Here is a 19,928-nt window from a genome sequence, read left to right as displayed (position 1 = left end):
TCACGCAAGCAGCGGACGACGCTCGGGTCGTGATCAATTACATCCACGAATATGCGGTGCCAGTGCCACCGGAAGAGCTCTGAGAAAGTCTGGCGCGGGGGACTTTCTGCGCTTGATCAAGTGGATTGCTCGGCCCGGGTTTCGCCCGGGCCGTCGCTTTTGGAATTCGCCACTCGATGCCGTGTGTCGTAGACAGAAACTCTTCGGTCGAAAGGTCGGCAGCGCACTTTGAGGCAATGCAATCGACAGTGTTTACGGCGGCGTCTAACCCTAGCATTACATCGGTATCTGTTGTTTTCCAGCTTTGAAACGAAACCTTTCCCGACAGGATTCTGTCTGTGGCTGTCCTCCAACGCAGGAAACCTTTCGTGGGATGCAAAAGCTGTTTCGTGTCCGCACCAAGAGCAATTGCTGCATCGCAGCATGCTTGACTTCTCTGTATGTAGTTTAGGCAGGCAAGCGACGACTGGTCTCAAGACCGAAAAACTGCCAGCATGTTACTGGCGTTTTTCGATTTTTGCTGGTGTCTGCAGTGGTGAGCCGTGCAGGATTCGAACCTGCGACCCACTGATTAAAAGTCAGTTGCTCTACCAACTGAGCTAACGGCCCACTCGGAGGCCGGACTAATGGCAAGGTCTCTGAGCGTCAAGGGTATTTTCGGCACGATCTTCGGGGTGGTTTCCGGGCGCGCCTTGACAGTCTGCTTGGCACGGGGACACGGTGGAACGCCTGCCGCTCCTGAGGACCTTCATGTTCCGTCGCCTTGCGAAAATTGCAATCGCTATCGGTATTCTTGCTGCCTGCGCACCGCCGGGCGGTCTGCTGGTGTCGGATTCTGCCGAACCGGTGGGCGGCAACTTGTTCATCGAAACCACATTGGACGGTGATCAGTTCCTTGTGCTGGACGGGGAAATCTCGGCCCGAACTGCGTATACCTTTCTGTCCGTTGTCGAGCAGGCCGACGTCGAGGGATTGGTTATTGCTCAGAGCCCGGGCGGCGACCTTTTGGCGGCGCACCAGATTGGCCGGGAAATCAGCAAGCGCGAGATCAACACGATCGTTCTGGTGAACTGTATCTCGGCCTGTGTCGACGTCTTCATCGCCGGCGACATTCGCGAGATGATGGATATCGCCGAGTTAGGGCTTCATTCCGCAACGGACCGCGACTTCGCTTACGAGATCGACCGCAAGTACTGGGGGGATCTGGGGTTCTCGAAGGTCAACGATTTGGCGTATCAGGTTCCCAACGACAAGCTTTGGATAATCTCTGCGAAGCGAGCGCGCGAACTCAGATTGGCGACCAATGTCGTCCCGACCGACGGCTAACGCTTCCATCGGAACTCGCACAAGTTTATATGCCGCCGAATGACGCCTACCGCATCCATACACCTGCCCTTCATGAAAATGCACGGGCTTGGCAACGACTTCGTCGTGATCGACCGCCGTGCTGGCGGCCCGGCGATGACGGCTGGCATGGCGCGGGCCCTGGCTGACAGGCATCGAGGCGTGGGGTTCGATCAACTGGCTGTGATGGACGTCGATGGCGAGGCGGATGCCGCTATCACCTTCCTCAACTCCGATGGCTCGGTTTCGGCCGCCTGCGGGAATGCCACGCGCTGCATCGCGCGCCACCTAATGGATGAGAGCGGGCGAGAGGCCGTAGTTTTGCGAACGGAACGCGGTCTTCTCGTATGCGAGGATGCCGGCGACGGCCTGACCCGGGTAAACATGGGCACCCCCTTCCTGCAGTGGAATCGCATTCCCTTGTCGGAAGAGGTGGATACCCTGCATCTGCCCATCGAGGGCGATCCGGTAGCGACTGGTATGGGAAACCCCCATTGCACGTTCTTCGTTGATGACGCCGACGTGATCGACCTTGCCTCTCGAGGGAAGGAAATTGAGCATCATCCTCTTTTTCCGGAGCGTACGAACGTTCAGTTCGTGCATCTGACCGGTCCTGATCAATTGCGCACACGCGTATGGGAGCGCGGAGCAGGGATTACTCTGGCCTCGGGGTCGTCATCCTGCGCGGTGGCTGTCGCTGCTGCGCGCCGTGGGCTGACCGGCCGGTCCGTCGCCATTGATCTTGACGGGGGTCGGATCCTGGTGGAGTGGCGCGACATCAATGCCGACATCAAGGCCCTGCCGGGCTTCCGCAACAAGACCTGGCTCAGTGGTGTCGGCAACAATTCGGCCGGCGGGATCTACAGTTTCGAGACCGTGGCCGACGCCGAAGCCTTCGTCACCGGCTATTTCCCGGAAGAGGCGCGGAAGTTCGGGGTCGCCCAGACCACGCGCATCTTCGACGCCGTCGCGACGGAAGAGGCCAGCCGGGAGATGAACTCGGTCCATTATCCGGGCGGCGCGCTGGATCGGGAACCGGGGGCTTTTGTCTATACGGAAGTCTGGCTGAGCGCCCTGCCCTTCGACAATGCGCCCTGGCGCCAATTCAATCCGGTCCTGAAGCAGCAGCCGGGCCTGATGTCCAAGACCTGGCTCAGCGGCCTGCATACCGGGACGCCAGGCGGGATCTATGCCTTCGATACGGTCGAGAACGCGACTTCCTTTGCGTTGAACTATTTTCCAAGCGAGGCGCAAGCGCTGAACGCCGCCTTCTACACGCGGGTCTTCGACGCCAAGGCGACGGCGGCGGCGAGCCGGGAGATGAATTCGCCCTTTTACGCCTGATACCCAGAACGGGGGGCCATATCGGTCCCCCGTTCACCCGCCGACCTTGCGTATGGGGCGCAGGCCCTGTTGCATCCTTCGGGAAATCCGAACACCCTGACCGTCTGCGGGGCAGCGAAGCGGCGACAGGTTGGGGGTTGTATGAATCAGGCAGACGGCCAGACCGGCGGGACGGCGTTGCGGGGGGCTTTGGCGCCGGTGGCGGCGTTGCTGGTCAGTGTGGCGCTGTTGCTGATGGGCAATGGACTACAAGGGACGCTGTTGCCGATCCGGGGGGTGGCGGAATCCTTTTCCAATCTGCAGATCGGCCTGCAGGGGACCTTCTATTTCCTGGGCTTCACCGTCGGCTGTATTTCCGGACCCTATCTGTTGAGCCGGGGCGGGCATATCCGCACCTTCATGGCGATGGCGTCCTTGACCTCCGTCACCGCGCTGCTGCACGCGATGATGCCAGAACCCTATCTGTGGGCGGCCTTGCGCGGCATTACCGGCCTGTGTTTCGCGGTTCTGTATATCGTCATCGAAAGCTGGCTGAACGAGAAATCGACCAATGCCAACCGCGGCACGGTGTTTTCGGTCTATACGATCGTGAATCTGACGGTGGTGACGATCGGCCAGTTGATGGTCGGCATGGCCTCGCCCACGTCCTTCCTGCTCTTCGCGGTGACGTCCATCCTGATTTCGGTCTCGGCCCTGCCGCTGGCCTTCACGACCTCGACCTCGCCCAAACCGGCCGCGCCGATCCGCGCCAATCTGAAGCGGCTCTACAAGATCTCGCCGGTCGGATTCGTCGGCTGCGCGGCGGTCGGCTTCGCAAATGGGGCCTTCTGGGCCCTGGCGCCGCTTTTTGCCCAGGCGAACGGTCTGGACCCGTCGGGCGTCGGCCTGTTCATGAGCGCGATCGTGCTGGGCGGGGCCCTTGCGCAATGGCCGTTCGGGGCACTGTCGGACCGGGTCGACCGGCGCTATGTCGTCATCGCGGCCTCCGCCCTGGCCTGCCTGGCCGGACTGACCCTGACCTTCCTGGCCGGCGGCGACCTGTGGGCGCTCTTGAGCATCGGCGCGCTGCTGGGTGCGGGCGCGATGCCGGTCTATGCGCTGTCCGTCGCCCATGCCAATGACCATGCGAAGCCCGACCAGATGGTCGAGGTGTCGAGCGGCCTGCTGCTGGTCTTCGGGGCCGGGGCGGCGATGGGGCCGGTCCTGGCGTCGCTGCTGCAATCCACCCTGCCCTTCCCGGCGCTGTTCACCTATACCGCGCTGATCCATGGCGCGCTGGTCGGTTTCGTCCTGTGGCGCCTGCTGCGGCGCGGTCCGGTGGCGCGCGAAGACCGGGTGACCTTCACCCGATCCGCCGTTGCGGCCCAGACCCTGTCCGAGACCGGCACCGTTGCGGCGGAATCGATCGGCCGCACCAAGGATGCCGGTACACGGCCATGACAACCGACCAGGGGCCGGGCGCGACGCCGCCAGAGCTTGCGCCCCGTCCGGACGAACGGACATCGGACCTGCTCGGCCGGCTCGGCCCGGCGATCGGCAAGCCGGAGACGAGCATCGGTCAGGTCGCCTATTTGCTGCGCCGACGGTCCTTCGGCGGGTTGCTGTTTCTGCTCGCGATCCTGGGCCTGATGCCCGGAATTTCCAGTTTCGCCGGACTGGCGATGCTGATTCCGGCCTATCAAATGGCGCTGGGGTTCCGATCGCCGGTACTGCCGCGCTTTATCCGTCGGCGGCGCCTGCGGACGGAGACCGTCGTGGCGGCGGCGCAGCGACTTCGGCCCGCGCTGCGGTGGATCGAACGCTATGTCCGGCCGCGCTGGCTGTTTCTGACGACGGCACCCGCCATCGCACTGATTGGGGTGACGGCCGGGCTTCTGGGTTTGGTGGTGGCCCTGCCGCTGCCGTTCAGCAATCTGCCCCCGGCCGTGGCCTTGTTCGCGCTGGCGATCGGCCTGTTCGAGAAGGACGGCGTTCTGATCGCCGCCGGGCTGGTCGTGGCCATGCTGGCCATCGCCCTGGGGATCGCGATGCTGGTACTGGCGATCCTGGCGGCCCAGGCGATTCCGTTGTGATCCGGGGTCAGCCCGCCTGCCGGGCGATCCGTGGTGCGGTGACGGCGGCCTGCGTATCGAAATTCGCGGCCAACCGCATCTCGCGCAGCGGGCGGACCCGCTCTATGGCGCGCTGATAAACCGGATGCGCCTTGTAGGCGGCCAAGGCCGCTTCGTCGTCGAATTCGCCATAGACCACGATATCGACCTCGCGGCTCAACGGGTCGGTCTTCTGGTTCAGGCCGATTTCCAGATGACGGGCATGGGGAATGCCGGTCAGGATCGACAGCCCGTCACGCAGGCGTTCGGCGTCGATCCCGTCCTTGGCGGTGAAAAAGACAATATGGCGGATCATCTGTTCTCCGGGGCCGGGGTCATGGCGTGCGCAGAAAGGTCAGCGCGCCGGCGAGGCGGTCTTCGGCCTGACGGACGATGCGCTGCAGGATATCGGCGGCGGGTTCGACGGCATGGACCAGATCGATTGCCTCCCCGACGATGATGGCGGCCTCCTTGAATTCCCCCTTGTCGAGGGCGGCGTTATAGGCGGCGCGGATCGAATCGACATCGGGCAGCATGGCGGCCGGATCGTCATGCCAGCGGTCGGTGAAGTCATTGCGCAGGGTGCGCAGGTTCCAATCCTTCGGCCAGTCCTTGTCGCGGGCAATGTCGAAAACCGTGCTGCGGATCGTGCGGTCGCCGCTGGCGGTTTCCATGATCTTCTTCGCGCCGGGCTTGGCCAGGGATTCCTCCGCCGCGCAGAAGGCGGTGCCGACCAGCACGCCCTGGGCGCCCAGCATCAGGGCGGCGGCCAGGCCGCGCCCGTCGGCGATGCCGCCCGCCGCCACAACCGGACGGTCCGGCACGGCATCGACCACGGCCGCGACCAGGGGCAGGGTCGCGCGCGCCCCGCCATGGCCGCCGGCCTCCGTCCCCTGGGCGACAATGATGTCCGCGCCCTGGTCGGCGGCGCACTTCGCGCCATCCACCGTCTGCACCTGGGCGATCAGCTTGACGCCCGCATCCCGGACCTTTCCTGCATGGGGCGCAATATCGCCGAAGGACAGAAAGACCGCCTCCGGCCCATAGGACAGGGCGATGTCCAGGACGTTGGGATCCTGATCCAGCGCCCAGGTGATGGCCCCGAACCCGAAACGCTTGCCGCGCAGGGCGTCCAGTTCCTGACGGATCCAGGCGCTGTCGCAATAGCCGCCGCCCAGCAGGCCGAGGCCCCCGGCGGCGGAAACGGATGCCGCCAGCTCGGCGCCGCTGACGCCGGCCATCGGCGCCAGAAGCACAGGGTGTTCGATCCCGAGAAGATCGGTCAGTCCGGTTTTCAACATGGCATTTCCACCCTCTGTTTCCGGCGCCGCGACGGGCGCTCTCTAGCCGGATTGCCGGGCCCGGTAGTCCCGCGTCGACATGCTGTTCAGACCCCAATTGTCCAGGTCGACCTCGTCGATGATCACAAAGGTCGTGGCCGGGTCCTTGTCAAGGACGCGGACCAGCAGGTCGGTGACCCCGGCGATCAGTTCCTTCTTCTGTTCCGCCGAGGGTCCGGTCCCGTTCGGGCCGCCTTCGCGGGTTACCTTGATATTCACATAGGGCATGGGATGTCCTTCACGTTTCGAGTTCGAAATGAAACACCTTCGCCAGAATCCACCAGCGGTCCTGGTCGAAAACCAGCGTCAGGAAGTCGGTATAGACCCGGCCCATCATCGCCATCTCGACCCTGGCAAAGGCCATATTGGGTCCGCCGATCTGAACCGCGAGGACTTTGTCCCGCCGATCCTGACCTTCCTGCGACGGCGGGGTGCGGGCGTCGACCAGGGCGAAATACTCCGGCACCGACAGGTTGGTGCGGTGCCCGTCGACCGTGTTCACATACCGGGCGTCCGGGTGGAAGATTTCGCTCAGACGGGCGGTGTCGGCATGGTACAGACCGTCGAAATAGGTCTGCAGCAGGCCGAGAATGGCGCGATGGGCCGTCTCCGTATCCATGGGTCAGGCCAGGCCTTCCGCCCGCAGCGCCGCCTGGGTCGTCGGTCGGGCCGCGACCCGTTCGACAAAGGCCTTCAGCTTCGGCCAGTTGCCCAGATCGATGCCGACGAAATTCGCCCAGTTGGACACGACGAACAGATAGGCGTCCGCAACGGTGAAGGCGCTGCCCAGCAGATGGGTCCGGCCGTCGGCAAGCAGGGTTTCGACATAGTCGAATTTCTGAGCCACGGCCCTGCCCGCCGACTGCTTGTCCGCGTCGCTGACACCGGCACGGAAGAATGGGTTGAAGGCCTTGTGCAGTTCCGACGCGGTATAGTTCAGATGTTCCTGCAGACGCGCGCGCTCGACCGACCCTGCCGCCGGGGCCAGGCCGCTGCCCGGATTGGTGTCGGCGATGTATTGCAGGATCGACGCGCCCTCGGTCAGGACCTCGCCACTGTCCAGCTCCAGCGCCGGGACATAACCCTTGGCATTGACGCGGCGGTAATCGCTGCCCGACGCGGTGATTTTCTTGTCCGTATCGACCTGGTCCAGATCGAAGGCGGCACCGACTTCGCGCAGCGCGATATGGGAGGCCAGCGAACAGGCACCCGGTTTCATATAAAGCTTCATGATCGTCACCCTTTCAGAATTGAGGCTTCCAGTGCGGACCCTAACGCGGCCCGACCGCCCCTATCTGTGGCGATACATGATAGAAAGATAATGATAGTTTCTGATAAACTCGATAAATCGTACTAATCATCTAAGGCGAAGGTCTTGATCACCCACGAACAATTGCGCGTGCTGGACGCCGTGGTCGGCGAAGGCACCTTCCGCGCGGCGGCGGAAAAGCTGCACAAAACCCAGCCGGCGGTCAGCCATATGATCAAGCAGTTGGAGACGGCGGCGGGCGTGACCCTGTTGTCCCGCGACGGCTACCGGCCCGTGCTGACGCCGGAAGGCCGGGCCTTTCACCGCCAGGCCTGCATCGTCCTCAGTCAGATGCGGGAGTTGCGGAATCTCGCCGACCGGCTGGCGGCGCGGCAGGAACCGGAAGTCGCGCTGTCCGTTTCCGCCACCTGTCCGATGGCACCGGTCCTGGCGGTCGTCGGCGCGGTCGGACGCGCCTATCCGCAGACCCATATCAAGCTGGCGACCGACGTGTTGGGCGGGGCGGCGGACCGGCTGATGCGCGGCGAGGCCGATATCATCGTCGCCCCGGACAACAGCGCGCCGCTGGACGAGGTGGAAAGCATCCCCTTTCTGGAACTGGATATCATCCCGGTCGCCCGGCCTGGATACGGACCGGAAACCGACGCGGGGCCGATCGAAAATGCGGCCATGCGCGCCTTTGTCCAGGTCGTCGTCGCCGGGACCGGGCGGGGCGCCTATGACCAGACCCGCGACGTGCTGCCGGACGGGCTGCGCTGGACCGTCACCGATTTCGCGGCGAAGAAGGAAATCCTGCTGGCGGGCATGGGCTGGGGCGGCATGCCCGAACACATGATCCGCGCGGAACTGGAAAGCGGCACGCTGGTCCGGCTCGACCTGGCGGGCTATCCGGTGCGGCATTCGCGCCTGATGATCATGCGCCGACGCGACCGGCGCGGCGGTCTGGTGGGGCAGGCCCTGTGGCAGGCATTGGCCGGGGAAGATCGCGTGCCGGAAAAGACGTGACGCCGAAAACCGCGCACCCTAAGGTCGTGCCGGTAACGGACAATCGATGGGGGCGGCGATGCTGGGCGAGATGGTGCCGAATGTGGAATCCTATGTACCGGAACCGGTCGGCGACCAGCCTGCCCTGCCCTATGCGCCCTTCCCGATCCCGAAATTCCGCAAGGCCCAGGGCGCGAACTGGAAATTGTGGCAGGCCTATTTTCCGGCGGGTGCGGGCTATTTCCTGGGACATCGCCAGATCCGGCATATGCAATTCGGGCTGATGCGCAACAACGAGGCCTGGATGACCGTCAATCCGATGGAAATCGAAAGCCAATGGCCGCATCTGGAAGCCGCGTCGGGCCATGTGCTGATCGGCGGTCTGGGCATGGCGATCATGGCCTATGCCGTCGCCGCCAAGCCGGAAGTCACCAAGGTGACCGTGGTCGAACGCGACGCGGAGGTGATCGCCCTGGCCCGGGATTTCGCCGGGATGGACGACTGGCCGACCCGCGACAAGGTCGACATCGTCGAACATGATCTGCTGACCTACCGGCACGATCCGGCGGCGGTGCCGGTCGATTTCCTGTATGTCGACATCTGGCGGACCTACCGCAACGACCCCAAGGTCGCCCACATGCAGACGATCCACGCCCATGTCCCGGCCCCGCGCGTCGGCTATTGGGGTCAGGAGATCGAGGCCGTCGACTGGGCCGTCGCCAAAGGCATTCCGGTGGAGGCCTTCACCGCCGACACCTTCCGTGCCTTCTGCAACGAGACCGGCCTGCCCCTGATCGGGCTGGAGGAGCCGAGCTATCCCCAGCTCTGTGCCTGGGCCGCGACCAATCCCGCCATCGCAGGTGCCGCCACCGCTTGATTTTCCGGCCGTTCCGCCCTTCATATGCGGCGCAGCATTTTGGGCGTGAGGAGGCCGCGTTGCCATGGACCGTATCAAGGCACTGATCGAATCCAGGTTGTTTCAGAATACGATCACCGGGGTGATCGTGGCCAACGCCCTGATTTTGGGGCTGGAAACGTCGGAAACGGCGATGGCCCATGCCGGCGGGTTGCTGATGGCGCTCGACAAGATCGCGCTGGCGATCTTCGTCGTCGAAATCCTGCTGAAGCTCGCGGTCTACCGCCTGGCCTTCTTCAAAAGCGCCTGGAACGTTTTCGATTTCGTGATTGTCGGCGTCACCCTGGCCCCGGCGGGCGACGGCGTGTCGGTGCTGCGCGCGCTGCGTATCCTGCGCGCCCTGCGGCTGATTTCGCTGGTGCCGTCCATGCGGCTGGTGGTGCAGGCCCTGCTGCGCGCGATCCCGGGCATGGGATCGGTCATCATGCTGCTGTCGCTGGTCTTCTACATCGCCTCGGTCATGGCGACGAAACTGTTCGGCGAGGCCTTCCCGGACTGGTTCGGGACCATCGGGGAATCCGTCTATTCGCTGTTCCAGATCATGACCTTGGAAAGCTGGTCCATGGGCATCGTCCGCCCGGTGATGGAAGTCTATCCCCAGGCCTGGCTGTTCTTCGTGGTCTTCATCCTGCTGACCACTTTCGCCGTCCTGAACCTGTTCATCGCCATCATCGTCGACAGCATGAGCCAGGAGCACAAGGCCGCCGAAGCCGAAACCCGCGGCGAGCTGGGCAGCGAGCATGAGGAAATCATGGCCGAGCTGAAGGCGCTGCGCGCGGAAGTCCGGGAAATGCGCGGGGAGCGGGGGTAGCAATTTCCCTCACCCCAACCCCTCTCCCCGAGGGAGAGGGGCTTTGGAAGGTACCCTCGCCCCATGGGAGAGGGTGGCCCGAAGGGCCGGGTGAGGGGCTAGCCCTCGATCATCGCAGCCAGGGTCTCGACCCGGTCGGCTTCCTCCGCCGGCTTGTCTTTGCGCAGGCGGTGGATGCGCAGGAAACGCATGGCGATGCCCGACTTGTGGCGCTTCGACAGGTGGACGGAATCGAAGGCCACCTCCAGGACGATTTCGGGGGTGACGGACCGTACGGGACCGAATTTCTCCACCGTGTTGCGGCGGATCCAGCGGTCGATTTCCTTCAACTCGGCGTCGGTATAGCCGGAATAGGCCTTGCCGACCGGCACCAGTTCCGGCGCGCCGTCCGGCCCGTCGCGCCAGCAGCCAAAGGTGAAATCGGAATAGAGCGACGACCGCTTGCCGTGACCGCGCTGGGCATACATCAGCACGCAATCGGCGGTCAGCGGCGCGCGCTTCCATTTGAACCAGGGGCCTTTCGGACGTCCGGCGGTATAGGGCGCATCGGCCCGTTTCAGCATCAACCCCTCGATCCCGGCCTCCCGCGTCCCGTCCCAGATCGCGCGCAGGGCATCCCAGTCGTCGAAGGGCACCAGCGGCGACAGGTCCAGCCAGTCCCGATTCAGTCCGGTGACGAAGGCTTCCAGTTCCGCGCGCCGTGTCTCGAACGGGTCGGGGCGCAGGTCGCGCTCGCCGCGAAACAGGATGTCATAGACCCGCAGATGCGCCGGATAGTCGCGCAGCATCGCCGCCGTCACCGACTTGCGGCCCAGGCGCTGCTGCAGATCGTTGAATGGTCGGATTTCGCCCTCCCGCCGGACCAGCAATTCGCCATCCAGCACCGCGTCGAAATCCGCCCGGTCGGCGATATCGGGGAAGGCCGGGCCGATCTCGTCGCCGGTGCGGGTGAACAGGCGCGCTTCCCCGTCCCGGGCAGCCAATTGCACGCGGATTCCGTCCCATTTCCATTCCGCGCGGTATTCCGACGGGTCCAGGCGGTCCAATTCGCCGTCCTCCAAGGGATTGGCCAGCATGACCGGGCGGAACAGCGTGCTGGTATCGACCTGCGGCGCGGCGGTTCTGCCGTCCAGCCAGGCGAAGAGGTCGCCATAGGGCGGCGTCAGGCCGAACCATAATTCCTCGATTTCCTCGATCGGCTTGCCGCCATATTGCGCCAGCGCGGTCTTCGCCAGCCGGGCCGATACGCCGACCCGCAGCCCGCCCATCAGCAATTTCAGCAGAGCATAGCGGCCGGACCCGTCGAGCCGATCCAGCCAGCCTTCGACATGCTGTGGGGCGCGCGCGCGGCTGGTTCCGGCCAGCGTGTCGATGACCTCGGACAGGGGCGGTGGCTCTCCACAGGGTGCCTCTGCCTCCGGCCAGATCAGCGCCGTCGTCTCGGCCAGATCGCCGACATAATCGTAGGACAGGCCGAACAGCACCGGATCGGTTCGCGCCTCGGCCAGTTTTCGGACCGCCGCCGGGGTCAGAAGGCGGGTCTCGTAGCCGTCGGTCAGCGCCGCCAGTGCCCAGCCCCGGTCCGGATCCGGCGTGGTGCGGAAATATTCCGCCAGGATCGCCAGCTTGGCATTGCGCCCGCCGGTATAGACCAGCCGCTCCATCAGATCGGCGAAGCGCTTCATCCGTCCTCGCCCTCCTCGAACCCGACCAGCGACAGGGCCTCGGCTTGGAACCCCGCCTGTTGCGCATAATGGGCCAGCGCCTCCTCCCGGCCATGGGTGATCCAGACCTGCGGCGCGCCGACATCGTGCAGCGTCCGGGTCAGTTCGTCCCAATCGGCATGGTCGGACAGGATCAGCGGCAATTCGACGCCGCGCTGCCGCGCGCGCTGGCGGACCCGCATCCAGCCCGATGCCATGGCGGTGACCGGATCGGGAAACCCTGCCGCCCAACGATCGTTCAGCGCGCCCGGCGGGCACATCACGATCTCGCCCGCCTTGTCCTTCTTGTTGCCGGCGACCGGTTCCAGCGGCCCCAGCGCCACGCCCAATCCTTCATAGAGCGTGCACAAGGCCTCCAGCGCGCCGTGCAGATAGATCGTGCGGTCGTATCCCGCCTCTCTCAGCAGGCGGATGACCCGCTGCGCCTTGCCCAGCGCATAGGCGCCGACCAGATGCGTGCGGTTCGGGAACAGGCGCAGGGAATCCATCAGTTTCGCGATCTCGCCCGCATCGTCCGGATGGCGGAAGACCGGCAAGGCAAAGGTCGCCTCTGTCACGAAGACATCGCAGGGCACCGGCTCGAAACCGGCGCAGGTTGGGTCGCGCCGCCGCTTGTAATCGCCGGAGACGACGACCCGTCCGCCGTCATGGTCCAGCACCGCCTGGGCGCTACCCAGAACATGCCCAGCCGGAGCGAGAGAAACCACCGCAGCCCCGATTTCGATGCGCTCGCCGAACCCCACCGCCTGGGCCGACCCCCAGCAATCTTCGCCGAACCGGCTTTGCATGATCGCCAGGGTTTCCGCCGTCGCCAGCACCTTGCCATGCCCGGCGCGGGCATGGTCGGCATGGCCATGGGTGATGACGGCCCGCGCCACCGGCCTTGTCGGGTCGACATAGAAATCGCCCGCCGCGCAGTACAGCCCCTGCGGCTTCACGGTCAGCCAGCGTCTCGGATCCTTGGACATCACAACTCCACGCTTCCGTCGGCGGAAAGCTAGTCCTCATTCCCGGAAAGGGAAGCCGCCAGAAAGGCCGCGCCGCGCGGCGACAGGCGGTAGCCGACCTCCAGGCTGACGGTCAGGCCCATCGCCTTCAGCTTGCGGATATCGGTCTTGAACCGGTCGCGTTCGACCCCCGCCTCCGCCGCCAGTTGCTTGGCGACCACGCCCGGCTGCCGCGCGATGCGGGACAGTGCGTCCATCGTCCAGGGTCCGCGGGCCGAGGCCCGGTCAAGCCGCGCCAGTTTCGCCCGGATTGCGGCGATATCCTCTGCCGTCAGTTCGGCATCCTCCCGCAGCGCCACGCGCGGATCGGGCCCGGCGAGATGCAGGTCGATGCGATAGGCCTGCCCCTCGCGCCTGGCCAGTGGCGCCTGAACCGCGTCGGGCAGGGAGGCCAAGTCCACCGGCGTCACGGCGTCGATGGCCAATTGCCCGATCCGCGTGTTCAGCGTCCCGCCGGCCTTCACCGTCGGCCGTCGCCAGACCCGATGGACGGAAGTTAGCCGCCCGTCGCGGATCGCCTCCAACTCATCACGTTTCAGCAGCATGGCGCATACCCTCCTTGAATTGCCGGGATGGTAGTCGAACCGCATGCTTTTCAACACTGCAACCGGACGGTTAAGGTCGGGCATTCGTTTCAGACGCGAAGGGTCGCCATGAAAATCGCCCGCATCCGCCTTTTTGCTGCGCCGCTGCCCATCAAGGGCGGGCCCTGGCGTTGGGGCAAGGGGTTCGAGATGCATGCCGGGACCGCCCATGTCGTGGCGCTGGACAGCGATACCGGCCTGACCGGCTGGGGCGAGAGCGCGCCGATGGTCGCCTTCTATCTGCCCGCCCATGACAAGGGCATCCCGGCAGTGCTGGCGGAACTGGCGCCGCACCTGCTGGGGCTCGATCCGCGCAATCCCGCGGCGGTGGATGCGGAGATGGACCGCTGGCTGCACGGTCATGCCTATGCCAAATCCGCCATCGACGTCGCCTGCTGGGACCTGGCCGGGCGGGCGCTGGGCGTGCCCTGCCATTTGCTGCTGGGCGGACGTCGGTTAGACGCAATGCCGATTTTCCGGACCATCCCGCAGCCGCCCCATGACGATCTGGACACGCGGCTGGCCGATTTTCGGGTTCAGGGCTTCCGGTACTTCCAGATGAAAGTCGGCGGCGATCCGTCGGCGGAGGCCGCACGGGTTCGGTCGGTCGCCGGGCTGCTGCGGCCCGAGGAATCGCTGATCGCGGATGCCAATCGCGGGTGGCGCCGGGATCAGGCCCTTCGTTTCGCCCACGAAACGAGAGATCTGTGCCTGACCTTCGAACAGCCTTGCGATAGCTATGACGATTGCCTGTCGGTGCGCCGCCGGACGTCCCATGTGCTGAAACTGGATGAGGCGATCAAGACCGCCGACGACCTGTTCCGCGCCATTGCCGACGATGCCTGCGACACGGTCTGCGTGAAGATCGCCAAGCAGGGCGGGCTGACCAAGGCGCGCTTGATCCGCGATATCTGCGCCGCGCGCGGCCTGCCGATGACGGTGGAGGATGTCTGGGGCGGCGAGATCGCATCGGCGGCCGTCGCCCATCTGGCGGCCTCTACCCCGCCGGACATGCTGCTGAACACGACCGACCTGCAGAACTACAATGACGGCGAAATCGCCACCGGCGCGCCGACCGTTGCCGACGGATGCCTGATCGTTTCCGACCGGCCGGGCCTGGGGATCGAACCGGTGATGGCCGCCCTGGGCGACCCTGTCGCGGTTTACGAATGACCCGCCACGGCGCTCCTGCGGAAGCAGGAGCCTTCTATGGGCCGACACCACGCAAGCTGTCGCGAAGGTTCCTGCTTTCGCAGGAACACGGATGGTGGCCTATCCCCGCACCGAATTCATCAGCGCACCGGCGGCCTGGCGGCCATTGACGAGGGCGAGGCCGGCGAAGATCAGGCCGGCGGCGGCCCAGACCCAGGCGGAATGGCTTTCGCCGAAGAAGATCATGCCGAATATCATGCCGGTCAGGGTGACGACATAGCCGACGACACTGATGCTGACCGGTCCGATGGCGCGGATCAGTTCGAAATAGAGGAAATAGGCCAGCGCCGTCACCAGAGTCACGATGGCGATGCACAGGGCCGCGAGATCCGGAGCCGCCACATTCGGGATATAAACCTGACCGGCCAATCCCGCGATGGGCCAGAGCAGGGCCGCGATACAGATCAACATGCCGCCCGCCAGGCCGACCGAACTGCCGTTTTCCGGGCGCAGCCGGGCGGCGGCGATGGCGGAATAGGAATACATGACCGGCGTGATCATCCCGATCAGGAACCACATTGTATCGTCCGCCTCCGGCAGGCTGGTACTGGGCAGGACGATCATGGCGACACCGGCCAGGCCGAGGACGACCCCCGCGAACCGGCCCAGATCGAACCGTTCCATCCGGAAGGCCAGGCTGCCCAGATAGGTCAGCAGCGGCACCGTGGCGATGGCCAGGACCATGACCCCGGCGGGCAATTCACGCAGCGTATTGACCAGATTGACGCTGGGCACGGCCGTGCCGAGAACACCGACATGCAGATAGTAGGACAGATGCGCCCGGTCGAAATGCAGACCGATGCCGCGCCAGCGGCAGAACAGAACCACGATCACGGCGGCGCCGCTCATCTGCAGGGTCGACAGGCCGATCGGCGGCACGCCTTCCAGCCCCGCCAGCTTGATCAACGACGTGTTTAGCCCCCACAGACTGCCCAGGATCAGCAGCACAAGGGGCGCGATACGCGGCGATAGGCCGGATGATGTCGGGGAACGCGAGTTCGAAACGGTCATGGCGCGCGCATCCTATAACCGTAACCGGTGATTGTCTCGACGGGATAATCGATGGGAGTTTTATTTAACGTATCTTCTAATTAACAAATGTGTTAATCATCGACGTATGTCCGACGCGGGGATCCTTGATAAGACCTTTGCCGCCCTGGCCCATCCGGCGCGGCGCGCCATGCTGGCGCGACTGGCAGCAGGGGACGCAACGGTCAACGAACTGGCCGCGCCGTTCGACATGAGCCTTCCCGCCGTGTCGAGGCATATCAAGGTTCTGGAGCAGGCCGGCCTGATCGTCAGGGGCCGGAACGCACAATACAGACCCTGCAAGCTGAACGCGGAACCGCTGAATGCGGTGGCGTCCTGGGCCGATGCATATCGATCGATTTGGCAGGCGAGGTTCAACCGGTTGGAAAGCGTTCTGCAACACCAGGAAATCCACGTTGGGGATGACGAGCATGAAAGCTGAGATGGATTGGGTTCGCATAGAACGTGTGCTGGAGGCACCGATTGAGCGAGTTTGGGACATGTGGACGGACCCGGCCCTGTTCGCGCAATGGTACGGTCCGAACGGCATGACGATCCCGGTCGCCGAAATGGACGTGGTTGTCGGCGGGCGTCGCAAGATCTGTATGAAAATGGAGATGCCGGACCGGACCATGACGATGTGGTTCACCGGCGAGTACAAGGAGGTCGACCGGCCATACCGCCTCGTCTATTCGGAAAGCCTGTGCGATGATGCGGGGAACATCGTGCCGCCGCAAAGCATGGGAATGCCGGAAGGGCACCCGTCGGTCACCGAAGTCATTGTCGAACTGTCGGATGTCGGCGGCAAAACCCGGATGAAAATGACCCATATCGGCGTTCCCGCGGAGTCCGGCGGTGCCGGAGGATGGGCGCAGGCGATTGAGAAACTGGCCGCCATGGCGTAGCAGCCCGGCCGAAATCCCGGAACCGCTTCCCGGACAAGCACGATTCAGGCTAGACAGCGTCCATGGGCTTTTTCCGCAACTTCGCCAGCCGCGCCCCGGAGGGGCCGCAGGAAACGGAACGGAGCGTCGACCTGAACGGGCGGCGCGTCGATATTGTGCTGCGCCGCCATCCCCGGGCGCGGCGGATCAAGCTGACGGTCGATGCCAGCCAGGGACGGCCGGTCCTGACCCTGCCGCCGGGCGTGCCGGAACGCGAGGCCTTGCGCTTCCTAGACCGGAACGCGGGCTGGACGCTGAAGGCGCTGGACCGCCTGCCGGACAGGCTGGATTTTGCGCCGGACGGGATCGTGCCCTATCGCGGCGAGGACCATCGCATCGTCCATAATCCCGACGCGCGCGGCCTGGTTCGGGCGGAGGACGGTGCCTTGATCGTCACCGGCGGGGCGGAACATCTTGCGCGCCGCCTGACCGATTTCCTGAAGAAGCAGGCGCGCGCGGAAATCCGGCCGCTGGCGCTGGAACGGGCGGCCGCGCTGGGCCGCAAGCCGGGCCGGATCAGCATCCGTGACCAGCGCACCCGATGGGGGTCCTGCGCCGCTAATGGCGATCTGTCCTTCAGCTGGCGGCTGATCCTTGCGCCGCCGGAGATCCTGGACTACGTGGTTAGCCACGAGGTTGCGCATCTCGTCCATATGGATCATTCCCCGGCCTTCTGGCGCGCCGTCGCCTCCGTTTATCCGGAGTATCGCGCGGCGCGGGATTGGCTGGGCACCGAAGGCGCGCGGCTGCACCGGATCGGCTGACCGACTGTCCCCTGTCGGCGGTTCGTACGACAGGAAAGGACGCGCCGCATGGCGACACGCATCGCGCCGGGATTCCTTGCGCTGATCACGGCCCTGGTCGCGATGGGCGTCGCCTCGATGGCGCTTTATGTCCCGTCCCTGCCCGCAATTCAGGCGGAATTCGCCGTCGCGCCCAGCGAAACCCAACTGACGCTGACGCTGTTTTTCCTGGGTTTTTCCGGCGCGCAATTGCTGTTCGGACCGCTCTCCGACCGGTATGGCCGAAAGCCGGTCCTGATGGTCGGCCTTGTGCTTTATGCGATCGTCAGTCTGGCCTGCGCCTTTGCCTGGGGGATCGAGGCGCTGCAGACCGGCCGTTTCCTGCAGGGCTTCGTCGCCTGCGTCGGGCCGGTGGTCGGACGCGCCGTGGTCCGCGACATGTTCGACGGCCCGTCGGCGGCGGGGGCTTTCGCGATCCTGGGCACGGCCCTGGCCGTGGTTCCGGCGCTGGCACCGATGCTGGGCGGGCTGATCCAGACCCATATCGGCTGGCGCGCCAGTTTCGTCCTGCTGACCGTCCTGGCGATCGGGCTGCTGACGATCTGCGTCTTCCGATTGAAGGAAACCAACGAGACGCGCAATCCGGAGGCGCTGCGCCCCGGACGGCTGCTCGGGATCTATGCGCACCTGCTGCGCACGCCCTTCTTCATGGGGCAGGTTCTGGTTTCCGGCCTCGCCTTCGCCGGGTTCTTCGCCTATTTCACCGAAGCGCCCTTCCTGTTCATCGGCGAATTGGGCATCGGGGCCGACACGTTCGGCTATCTGATGATCTTCACCGTATCTGGCTATGCGACGGGCAGCTTCCTGGCCGGGCGGCTGGTGCCGCGTTGGGGACCGCGCAAGGTCGTGCTGTTCGGCTGCGGGTTTCTGCTGGCCGGATCCGGGTTGCTGCTGGCGCTGTCCGGCGAACTAAGCCTGGTCCGCGTCATCGCGCCGATGAGCGTCTATACGATCGGTTTCGGGATGGTCATTCCGGGCAGCATGGCGGAAGCCCTGCGCCCCTTTCCGCGCGTCGCGGGCAGCGCCTCGGCGGTGCTGGGATTCTTCCAGTTCTTCTGCGCCGCCAGCACCAGCCTGATCGTCCAGCCGCTTTACGACGGGACGGCGCGGCTTCTGTCCGTCGTCATTCTCCTGGTCGCGGTTTCCGCGCTCTGCCAGTTCCTGTTCCTGACCCGCAACGGACCGCCCAAGACATGAGACCCCTCGCCGATCCCGCCGGCGGCGCCGCAACCGCCCTGCTAGTTCTGATCGTCGCCGTCGGGCCGATTTCGACGGATCTGTATCTGCCCGCCCTGCCCGGCATCCAGGCCGCCTTCGGCACCGATGTGGCCACGGTACAGCTCACCCTGTCCGTCTATCTGATCGCCTTCGCCTTCTCGCAGCTGATCTACGGGCCGCTGTCGGACCGGTTCGGGCGGCGGCCGGTGATCCTGGCCGGGCTGGCGCTCTACTTCGTCGCTTCCGTCCTCTGCATCCTGGCCCCGACCGTGGAGGTCCTGATCGGCGCCCGCTTCCTGCAGGCGGTCGGCGGCTGCGCGGGTCAGGTCATCGTGCGCGCCATCGTCCGCGACGTGCACGGTCCGGACGGCGCCGGCAAGGTCCTGGCCAAGATTGCCGCCGCGATGGGGATCGCGCCCCTGATCGGGCCGGTCCTTGGCGGCTATCTGACCGACGCTTTCGGCTGGCAGGCCTGTTTCGTCGCGCTGTCGGCGGCGGGCGGGCTGGCATTGCTGGGCGGCGCCTTGATGCTGACCGAGACCAACCGGATGCGCGATCCCGCCGCGACGGCACCGGGGCGCATCCTGCGCAACATCGCGAGCCTCACCGTCGATCCGCGCTTCATCAGCTATTCGCTCTGCGCGGCGGGCAGCTATTCCGGCCTGTTCGCCTTCATTTCCGGCTCCAGCTTCGTCTTCATCACCGTGCTGGGCCTGGAGCCGACACAATTCAGCTACTGCTTCTCGGCGGCCGTACTGGGATTTATCGTCGGCGCCCGGACGGCATCCAGGATGAACGACCGTCGCCGCGCGGTCGGAATCGGCGCGTCGCTGAACGCCCTTGGCGGCCTCGCGATGCTGCTCTTCCTGCTGGCCGGGGTGGAAAGCGTTGTGACGGTTCTGGCCCCGATGGTCGTGTTCGCCATCGGCATGGGCATCGTCCTGCCGCATGCACAGGCCGGCGCGGTCGCGCCCTATCCGGAGAAGGCGGGGACGGCCTCGGCCCTCTACGGCACCTTCCAATACGCCATCGCTTCGGGCGTCGGGTTGCTCGTCGGGCATGGGTTCGACGGGTCCGCCATGCCCATGGCCTGGGCCATCGCCCTGTCGGGCGTCATCACATTCGCGTGTTTCGCCGTGCTGCTTTGGCGCGGAAAACTGGCCCGCGCCGCCGGAAATTGAGGCGAAACTGTGGCATTGCGGTCTTCCGCTCCCGCCGCTTATTGACGGGCCCCTGCCTGCGCACCAAATCGCAAATGCGCAGAATTCCCGACACGCGACCAAGCCTGGCCGGTCCGGGACGGAACGG

General features: G+C 65.1%; 22 protein-coding genes and 1 tRNA gene. 13 read left to right on the top strand and 10 right to left on the bottom strand.

Annotated elements, in window-relative coordinates; genetic code table 11:
- Window positions 1–533: 533 nt before the first annotated feature.
- A tRNA-Lys gene (locus tag ACO06O_RS19545) sits at window positions 534–609 on the bottom strand.
- Window positions 610–750: 141 nt separating this feature from the next.
- Between ACO06O_RS19545 and ACO06O_RS19540 the strand changes: the two genes are divergently transcribed.
- The 4 genes from ACO06O_RS19540 to ACO06O_RS19525 all read left to right on the top strand — a co-directional run bounded on the left by ACO06O_RS19540 (window position 751) and on the right by ACO06O_RS19525 (window position 4,760).
- Window positions 751–1,326: a hypothetical protein gene (locus ACO06O_RS19540; protein WP_421883709.1), complete on the top strand. Its 576-nt coding sequence runs from the start codon at window positions 751–753 to the stop codon at window positions 1,324–1,326.
- 39 nt (window positions 1,327–1,365) lie between these two features.
- Window positions 1,366–2,688 carry a diaminopimelate epimerase gene (dapF, locus tag ACO06O_RS19535; protein WP_421883706.1) on the top strand — a complete coding sequence of 441 codons (1,323 nt, stop codon included), beginning with the start codon at window positions 1,366–1,368 and terminating at the stop codon, window positions 2,686–2,688.
- 141 nt (window positions 2,689–2,829) lie between these two features.
- Window positions 2,830–4,128, top strand: coding sequence for an MFS transporter (locus ACO06O_RS19530; protein WP_421883703.1), 1,299 nt, complete (start codon window positions 2,830–2,832; stop codon window positions 4,126–4,128).
- Window positions 4,125–4,760, top strand: coding sequence for an exopolysaccharide biosynthesis protein (locus ACO06O_RS19525; RefSeq protein WP_421883700.1), 636 nt, complete (start codon window positions 4,125–4,127; stop codon window positions 4,758–4,760). Before ACO06O_RS19530 ends, ACO06O_RS19525 begins: the two co-directional genes overlap by 4 nt.
- A 7-nt stretch (window positions 4,761–4,767) precedes the next feature.
- On the opposite strand, the gene ACO06O_RS19520 is transcribed toward ACO06O_RS19525, so the two are convergent.
- Genes ACO06O_RS19520 through gstA form a run of 5 tightly spaced genes read right to left on the bottom strand, consistent with a single transcriptional unit; the run spans window position 4,768 to window position 7,349 of the window.
- Window positions 4,768–5,094 (bottom strand): Dabb family protein, encoded by a 327-nt coding sequence (locus ACO06O_RS19520; protein WP_421883697.1) that lies wholly within the window; start codon window positions 5,092–5,094, stop codon window positions 4,768–4,770.
- A 19-nt stretch (window positions 5,095–5,113) separates the two neighbouring features.
- On the bottom strand, window positions 5,114–6,079 hold the full coding sequence (locus ACO06O_RS19515; protein WP_421883694.1) for an NAD(P)H-dependent flavin oxidoreductase: 966 nt from the start codon (window positions 6,077–6,079) through the stop codon (window positions 5,114–5,116).
- A gap of 42 nt (window positions 6,080–6,121) precedes the next feature.
- The gene (locus ACO06O_RS19510; protein WP_420419244.1) at window positions 6,122–6,346 is read right to left on the bottom strand and encodes a tautomerase family protein; all 225 of its coding nucleotides are present in this window, start codon (window positions 6,344–6,346) and stop codon (window positions 6,122–6,124) included.
- Window positions 6,347–6,356: 10 nt separating this feature from the next.
- On the bottom strand, window positions 6,357–6,737 hold the full coding sequence (locus ACO06O_RS19505; RefSeq protein ID WP_421883692.1) for a nuclear transport factor 2 family protein: 381 nt from the start codon (window positions 6,735–6,737) through the stop codon (window positions 6,357–6,359).
- A gap of 3 nt (window positions 6,738–6,740) precedes the next feature.
- On the bottom strand, window positions 6,741–7,349 hold the full coding sequence (gstA, locus tag ACO06O_RS19500) for a glutathione transferase GstA (protein WP_421883689.1): 609 nt from the start codon (window positions 7,347–7,349) through the stop codon (window positions 6,741–6,743).
- Window positions 7,350–7,493: 144 nt separating this feature from the next.
- Between gstA and ACO06O_RS19495 the strand changes: the two genes are divergently transcribed.
- The 3 genes from ACO06O_RS19495 to ACO06O_RS19485 all read left to right on the top strand — a co-directional run bounded on the left by ACO06O_RS19495 (window position 7,494) and on the right by ACO06O_RS19485 (window position 10,099).
- Window positions 7,494–8,393: a LysR family transcriptional regulator gene (locus tag ACO06O_RS19495; RefSeq protein WP_421883686.1), complete on the top strand. Its 900-nt coding sequence runs from the start codon at window positions 7,494–7,496 to the stop codon at window positions 8,391–8,393.
- Between the two features lie 46 nt (window positions 8,394–8,439).
- Window positions 8,440–9,249: a hypothetical protein gene (locus tag ACO06O_RS19490; protein ID WP_421883683.1), complete on the top strand. Its 810-nt coding sequence runs from the start codon at window positions 8,440–8,442 to the stop codon at window positions 9,247–9,249.
- A gap of 64 nt (window positions 9,250–9,313) precedes the next feature.
- The gene (locus tag ACO06O_RS19485; protein ID WP_420419238.1) at window positions 9,314–10,099 is read left to right on the top strand and encodes an ion transporter; all 786 of its coding nucleotides are present in this window, start codon (window positions 9,314–9,316) and stop codon (window positions 10,097–10,099) included.
- Between the two features lie 98 nt (window positions 10,100–10,197).
- Here the strand turns inward: ACO06O_RS19485 and ACO06O_RS19480 are convergent, their stop codons facing one another.
- From ACO06O_RS19480 to ACO06O_RS19470, 3 genes are read right to left on the bottom strand one after another with little or no spacing between them, the layout of a single operon-like run.
- Window positions 10,198–11,784, bottom strand: a complete 1,587-nt coding sequence (locus ACO06O_RS19480; protein WP_421883680.1) for a cisplatin damage response ATP-dependent DNA ligase — start codon at window positions 11,782–11,784, stop codon at window positions 10,198–10,200.
- Window positions 11,781–12,791 carry a ligase-associated DNA damage response exonuclease gene (locus tag ACO06O_RS19475; RefSeq protein WP_421883677.1) on the bottom strand — a complete coding sequence of 337 codons (1,011 nt, stop codon included), beginning with the start codon at window positions 12,789–12,791 and terminating at the stop codon, window positions 11,781–11,783. Before ACO06O_RS19475 ends, ACO06O_RS19480 begins: the two co-directional genes overlap by 4 nt.
- Window positions 12,792–12,820: 29 nt before the next feature.
- Window positions 12,821–13,375: a hypothetical protein gene (locus ACO06O_RS19470; protein ID WP_421883674.1), complete on the bottom strand. Its 555-nt coding sequence runs from the start codon at window positions 13,373–13,375 to the stop codon at window positions 12,821–12,823.
- A gap of 108 nt (window positions 13,376–13,483) precedes the next feature.
- Here ACO06O_RS19470 and ACO06O_RS19465 point away from each other — a divergent pair, with 108 nt between their 5' ends.
- Window positions 13,484–14,587, top strand: coding sequence for a mandelate racemase/muconate lactonizing enzyme family protein (locus tag ACO06O_RS19465; RefSeq protein ID WP_421883671.1), 1,104 nt, complete (start codon window positions 13,484–13,486; stop codon window positions 14,585–14,587).
- A gap of 99 nt (window positions 14,588–14,686) precedes the next feature.
- Here ACO06O_RS19465 and ACO06O_RS19460 read toward each other — a convergent pair whose 3' ends face one another.
- The gene (locus tag ACO06O_RS19460) at window positions 14,687–15,637 is read right to left on the bottom strand and encodes a DMT family transporter (protein WP_421883667.1); all 951 of its coding nucleotides are present in this window, start codon (window positions 15,635–15,637) and stop codon (window positions 14,687–14,689) included.
- A gap of 106 nt (window positions 15,638–15,743) precedes the next feature.
- Between ACO06O_RS19460 and ACO06O_RS19455 the strand changes: the two genes are divergently transcribed.
- From ACO06O_RS19455 to ACO06O_RS19435, 5 genes are all read left to right on the top strand, one after another.
- Entirely contained in the window at window positions 15,744–16,097 is a 354-nt protein-coding gene (locus tag ACO06O_RS19455) for an ArsR/SmtB family transcription factor (RefSeq protein ID WP_421883664.1), read from the top strand.
- Window positions 16,087–16,560, top strand: a complete 474-nt coding sequence (locus ACO06O_RS19450) for an SRPBCC family protein (RefSeq protein WP_421883661.1) — start codon at window positions 16,087–16,089, stop codon at window positions 16,558–16,560. Before ACO06O_RS19455 ends, ACO06O_RS19450 begins: the two co-directional genes overlap by 11 nt.
- Window positions 16,561–16,622: 62 nt before the next feature.
- Window positions 16,623–17,363 carry a M48 family metallopeptidase gene (locus ACO06O_RS19445; protein ID WP_421883657.1) on the top strand — a complete coding sequence of 247 codons (741 nt, stop codon included), beginning with the start codon at window positions 16,623–16,625 and terminating at the stop codon, window positions 17,361–17,363.
- Between the two features lie 48 nt (window positions 17,364–17,411).
- Window positions 17,412–18,599: a multidrug effflux MFS transporter gene (locus ACO06O_RS19440; protein ID WP_421883654.1), complete on the top strand. Its 1,188-nt coding sequence runs from the start codon at window positions 17,412–17,414 to the stop codon at window positions 18,597–18,599.
- Entirely contained in the window at window positions 18,596–19,801 is a 1,206-nt protein-coding gene (locus ACO06O_RS19435) for a multidrug effflux MFS transporter (RefSeq protein ID WP_421883650.1), read from the top strand. The genes ACO06O_RS19440 and ACO06O_RS19435 overlap by 4 nt, the downstream gene beginning before the upstream one ends.
- Window positions 19,802–19,928: the final 127 nt, after the last annotated feature.

The sequence above is a fragment of the Pacificispira sp. genome, assembly GCF_965228185.1.
GTDB lineage: Bacteria > Pseudomonadota > Alphaproteobacteria > UBA8366 > Aestuariispiraceae > Pacificispira.
This window is presented reverse-complemented; position numbering and strand designations above follow the sequence as displayed.

Excerpts from the sequence above, each read along its gene's own strand:
- ACO06O_RS19485 (WP_420419238.1), top strand. The coding sequence starts at position 9,314 with ATGGACCGTATCAAGGCACTGATCGAATCCAGGTTGTTTCAGAATACG.
- ACO06O_RS19465 (WP_421883671.1), top strand. The coding sequence starts at position 13,484 with ATGAAAATCGCCCGCATCCGCCTTTTTGCTGCGCCGCTGCCCATCAAG.
- ACO06O_RS19490 (WP_421883683.1), top strand. The coding sequence starts at position 8,440 with ATGGGGGCGGCGATGCTGGGCGAGATGGTGCCGAATGTGGAATCCTAT.
- ACO06O_RS19435 (WP_421883650.1), top strand. The coding sequence starts at position 18,596 with ATGAGACCCCTCGCCGATCCCGCCGGCGGCGCCGCAACCGCCCTGCTA.
- ACO06O_RS19515 (WP_421883694.1), bottom strand. The coding sequence starts at position 6,079 with ATGTTGAAAACCGGACTGACCGATCTTCTCGGGATCGAACACCCTGTG.
- ACO06O_RS19530 (WP_421883703.1), top strand. The coding sequence starts at position 2,830 with ATGAATCAGGCAGACGGCCAGACCGGCGGGACGGCGTTGCGGGGGGCT.
- ACO06O_RS19450 (WP_421883661.1), top strand. The coding sequence starts at position 16,087 with ATGAAAGCTGAGATGGATTGGGTTCGCATAGAACGTGTGCTGGAGGCA.
- gstA (WP_421883689.1), bottom strand. The coding sequence starts at position 7,349 with ATGAAGCTTTATATGAAACCGGGTGCCTGTTCGCTGGCCTCCCATATC.
- ACO06O_RS19505 (WP_421883692.1), bottom strand. The coding sequence starts at position 6,737 with ATGGATACGGAGACGGCCCATCGCGCCATTCTCGGCCTGCTGCAGACC.
- ACO06O_RS19525 (WP_421883700.1), top strand. The coding sequence starts at position 4,125 with ATGACAACCGACCAGGGGCCGGGCGCGACGCCGCCAGAGCTTGCGCCC.
- ACO06O_RS19510 (WP_420419244.1), bottom strand. The coding sequence starts at position 6,346 with ATGCCCTATGTGAATATCAAGGTAACCCGCGAAGGCGGCCCGAACGGG.
- ACO06O_RS19540 (WP_421883709.1), top strand. The coding sequence starts at position 751 with ATGTTCCGTCGCCTTGCGAAAATTGCAATCGCTATCGGTATTCTTGCT.
- ACO06O_RS19480 (WP_421883680.1), bottom strand. The coding sequence starts at position 11,784 with ATGAAGCGCTTCGCCGATCTGATGGAGCGGCTGGTCTATACCGGCGGG.
- ACO06O_RS19470 (WP_421883674.1), bottom strand. The coding sequence starts at position 13,375 with ATGCTGCTGAAACGTGATGAGTTGGAGGCGATCCGCGACGGGCGGCTA.
- dapF (WP_421883706.1), top strand. The coding sequence starts at position 1,366 with ATGACGCCTACCGCATCCATACACCTGCCCTTCATGAAAATGCACGGG.
- ACO06O_RS19445 (WP_421883657.1), top strand. The coding sequence starts at position 16,623 with ATGGGCTTTTTCCGCAACTTCGCCAGCCGCGCCCCGGAGGGGCCGCAG.
- ACO06O_RS19460 (WP_421883667.1), bottom strand. The coding sequence starts at position 15,637 with ATGACCGTTTCGAACTCGCGTTCCCCGACATCATCCGGCCTATCGCCG.
- ACO06O_RS19475 (WP_421883677.1), bottom strand. The coding sequence starts at position 12,791 with ATGTCCAAGGATCCGAGACGCTGGCTGACCGTGAAGCCGCAGGGGCTG.
- ACO06O_RS19455 (WP_421883664.1), top strand. The coding sequence starts at position 15,744 with ATGTCCGACGCGGGGATCCTTGATAAGACCTTTGCCGCCCTGGCCCAT.
- ACO06O_RS19520 (WP_421883697.1), bottom strand. The coding sequence starts at position 5,094 with ATGATCCGCCATATTGTCTTTTTCACCGCCAAGGACGGGATCGACGCC.
- ACO06O_RS19440 (WP_421883654.1), top strand. The coding sequence starts at position 17,412 with ATGGCGACACGCATCGCGCCGGGATTCCTTGCGCTGATCACGGCCCTG.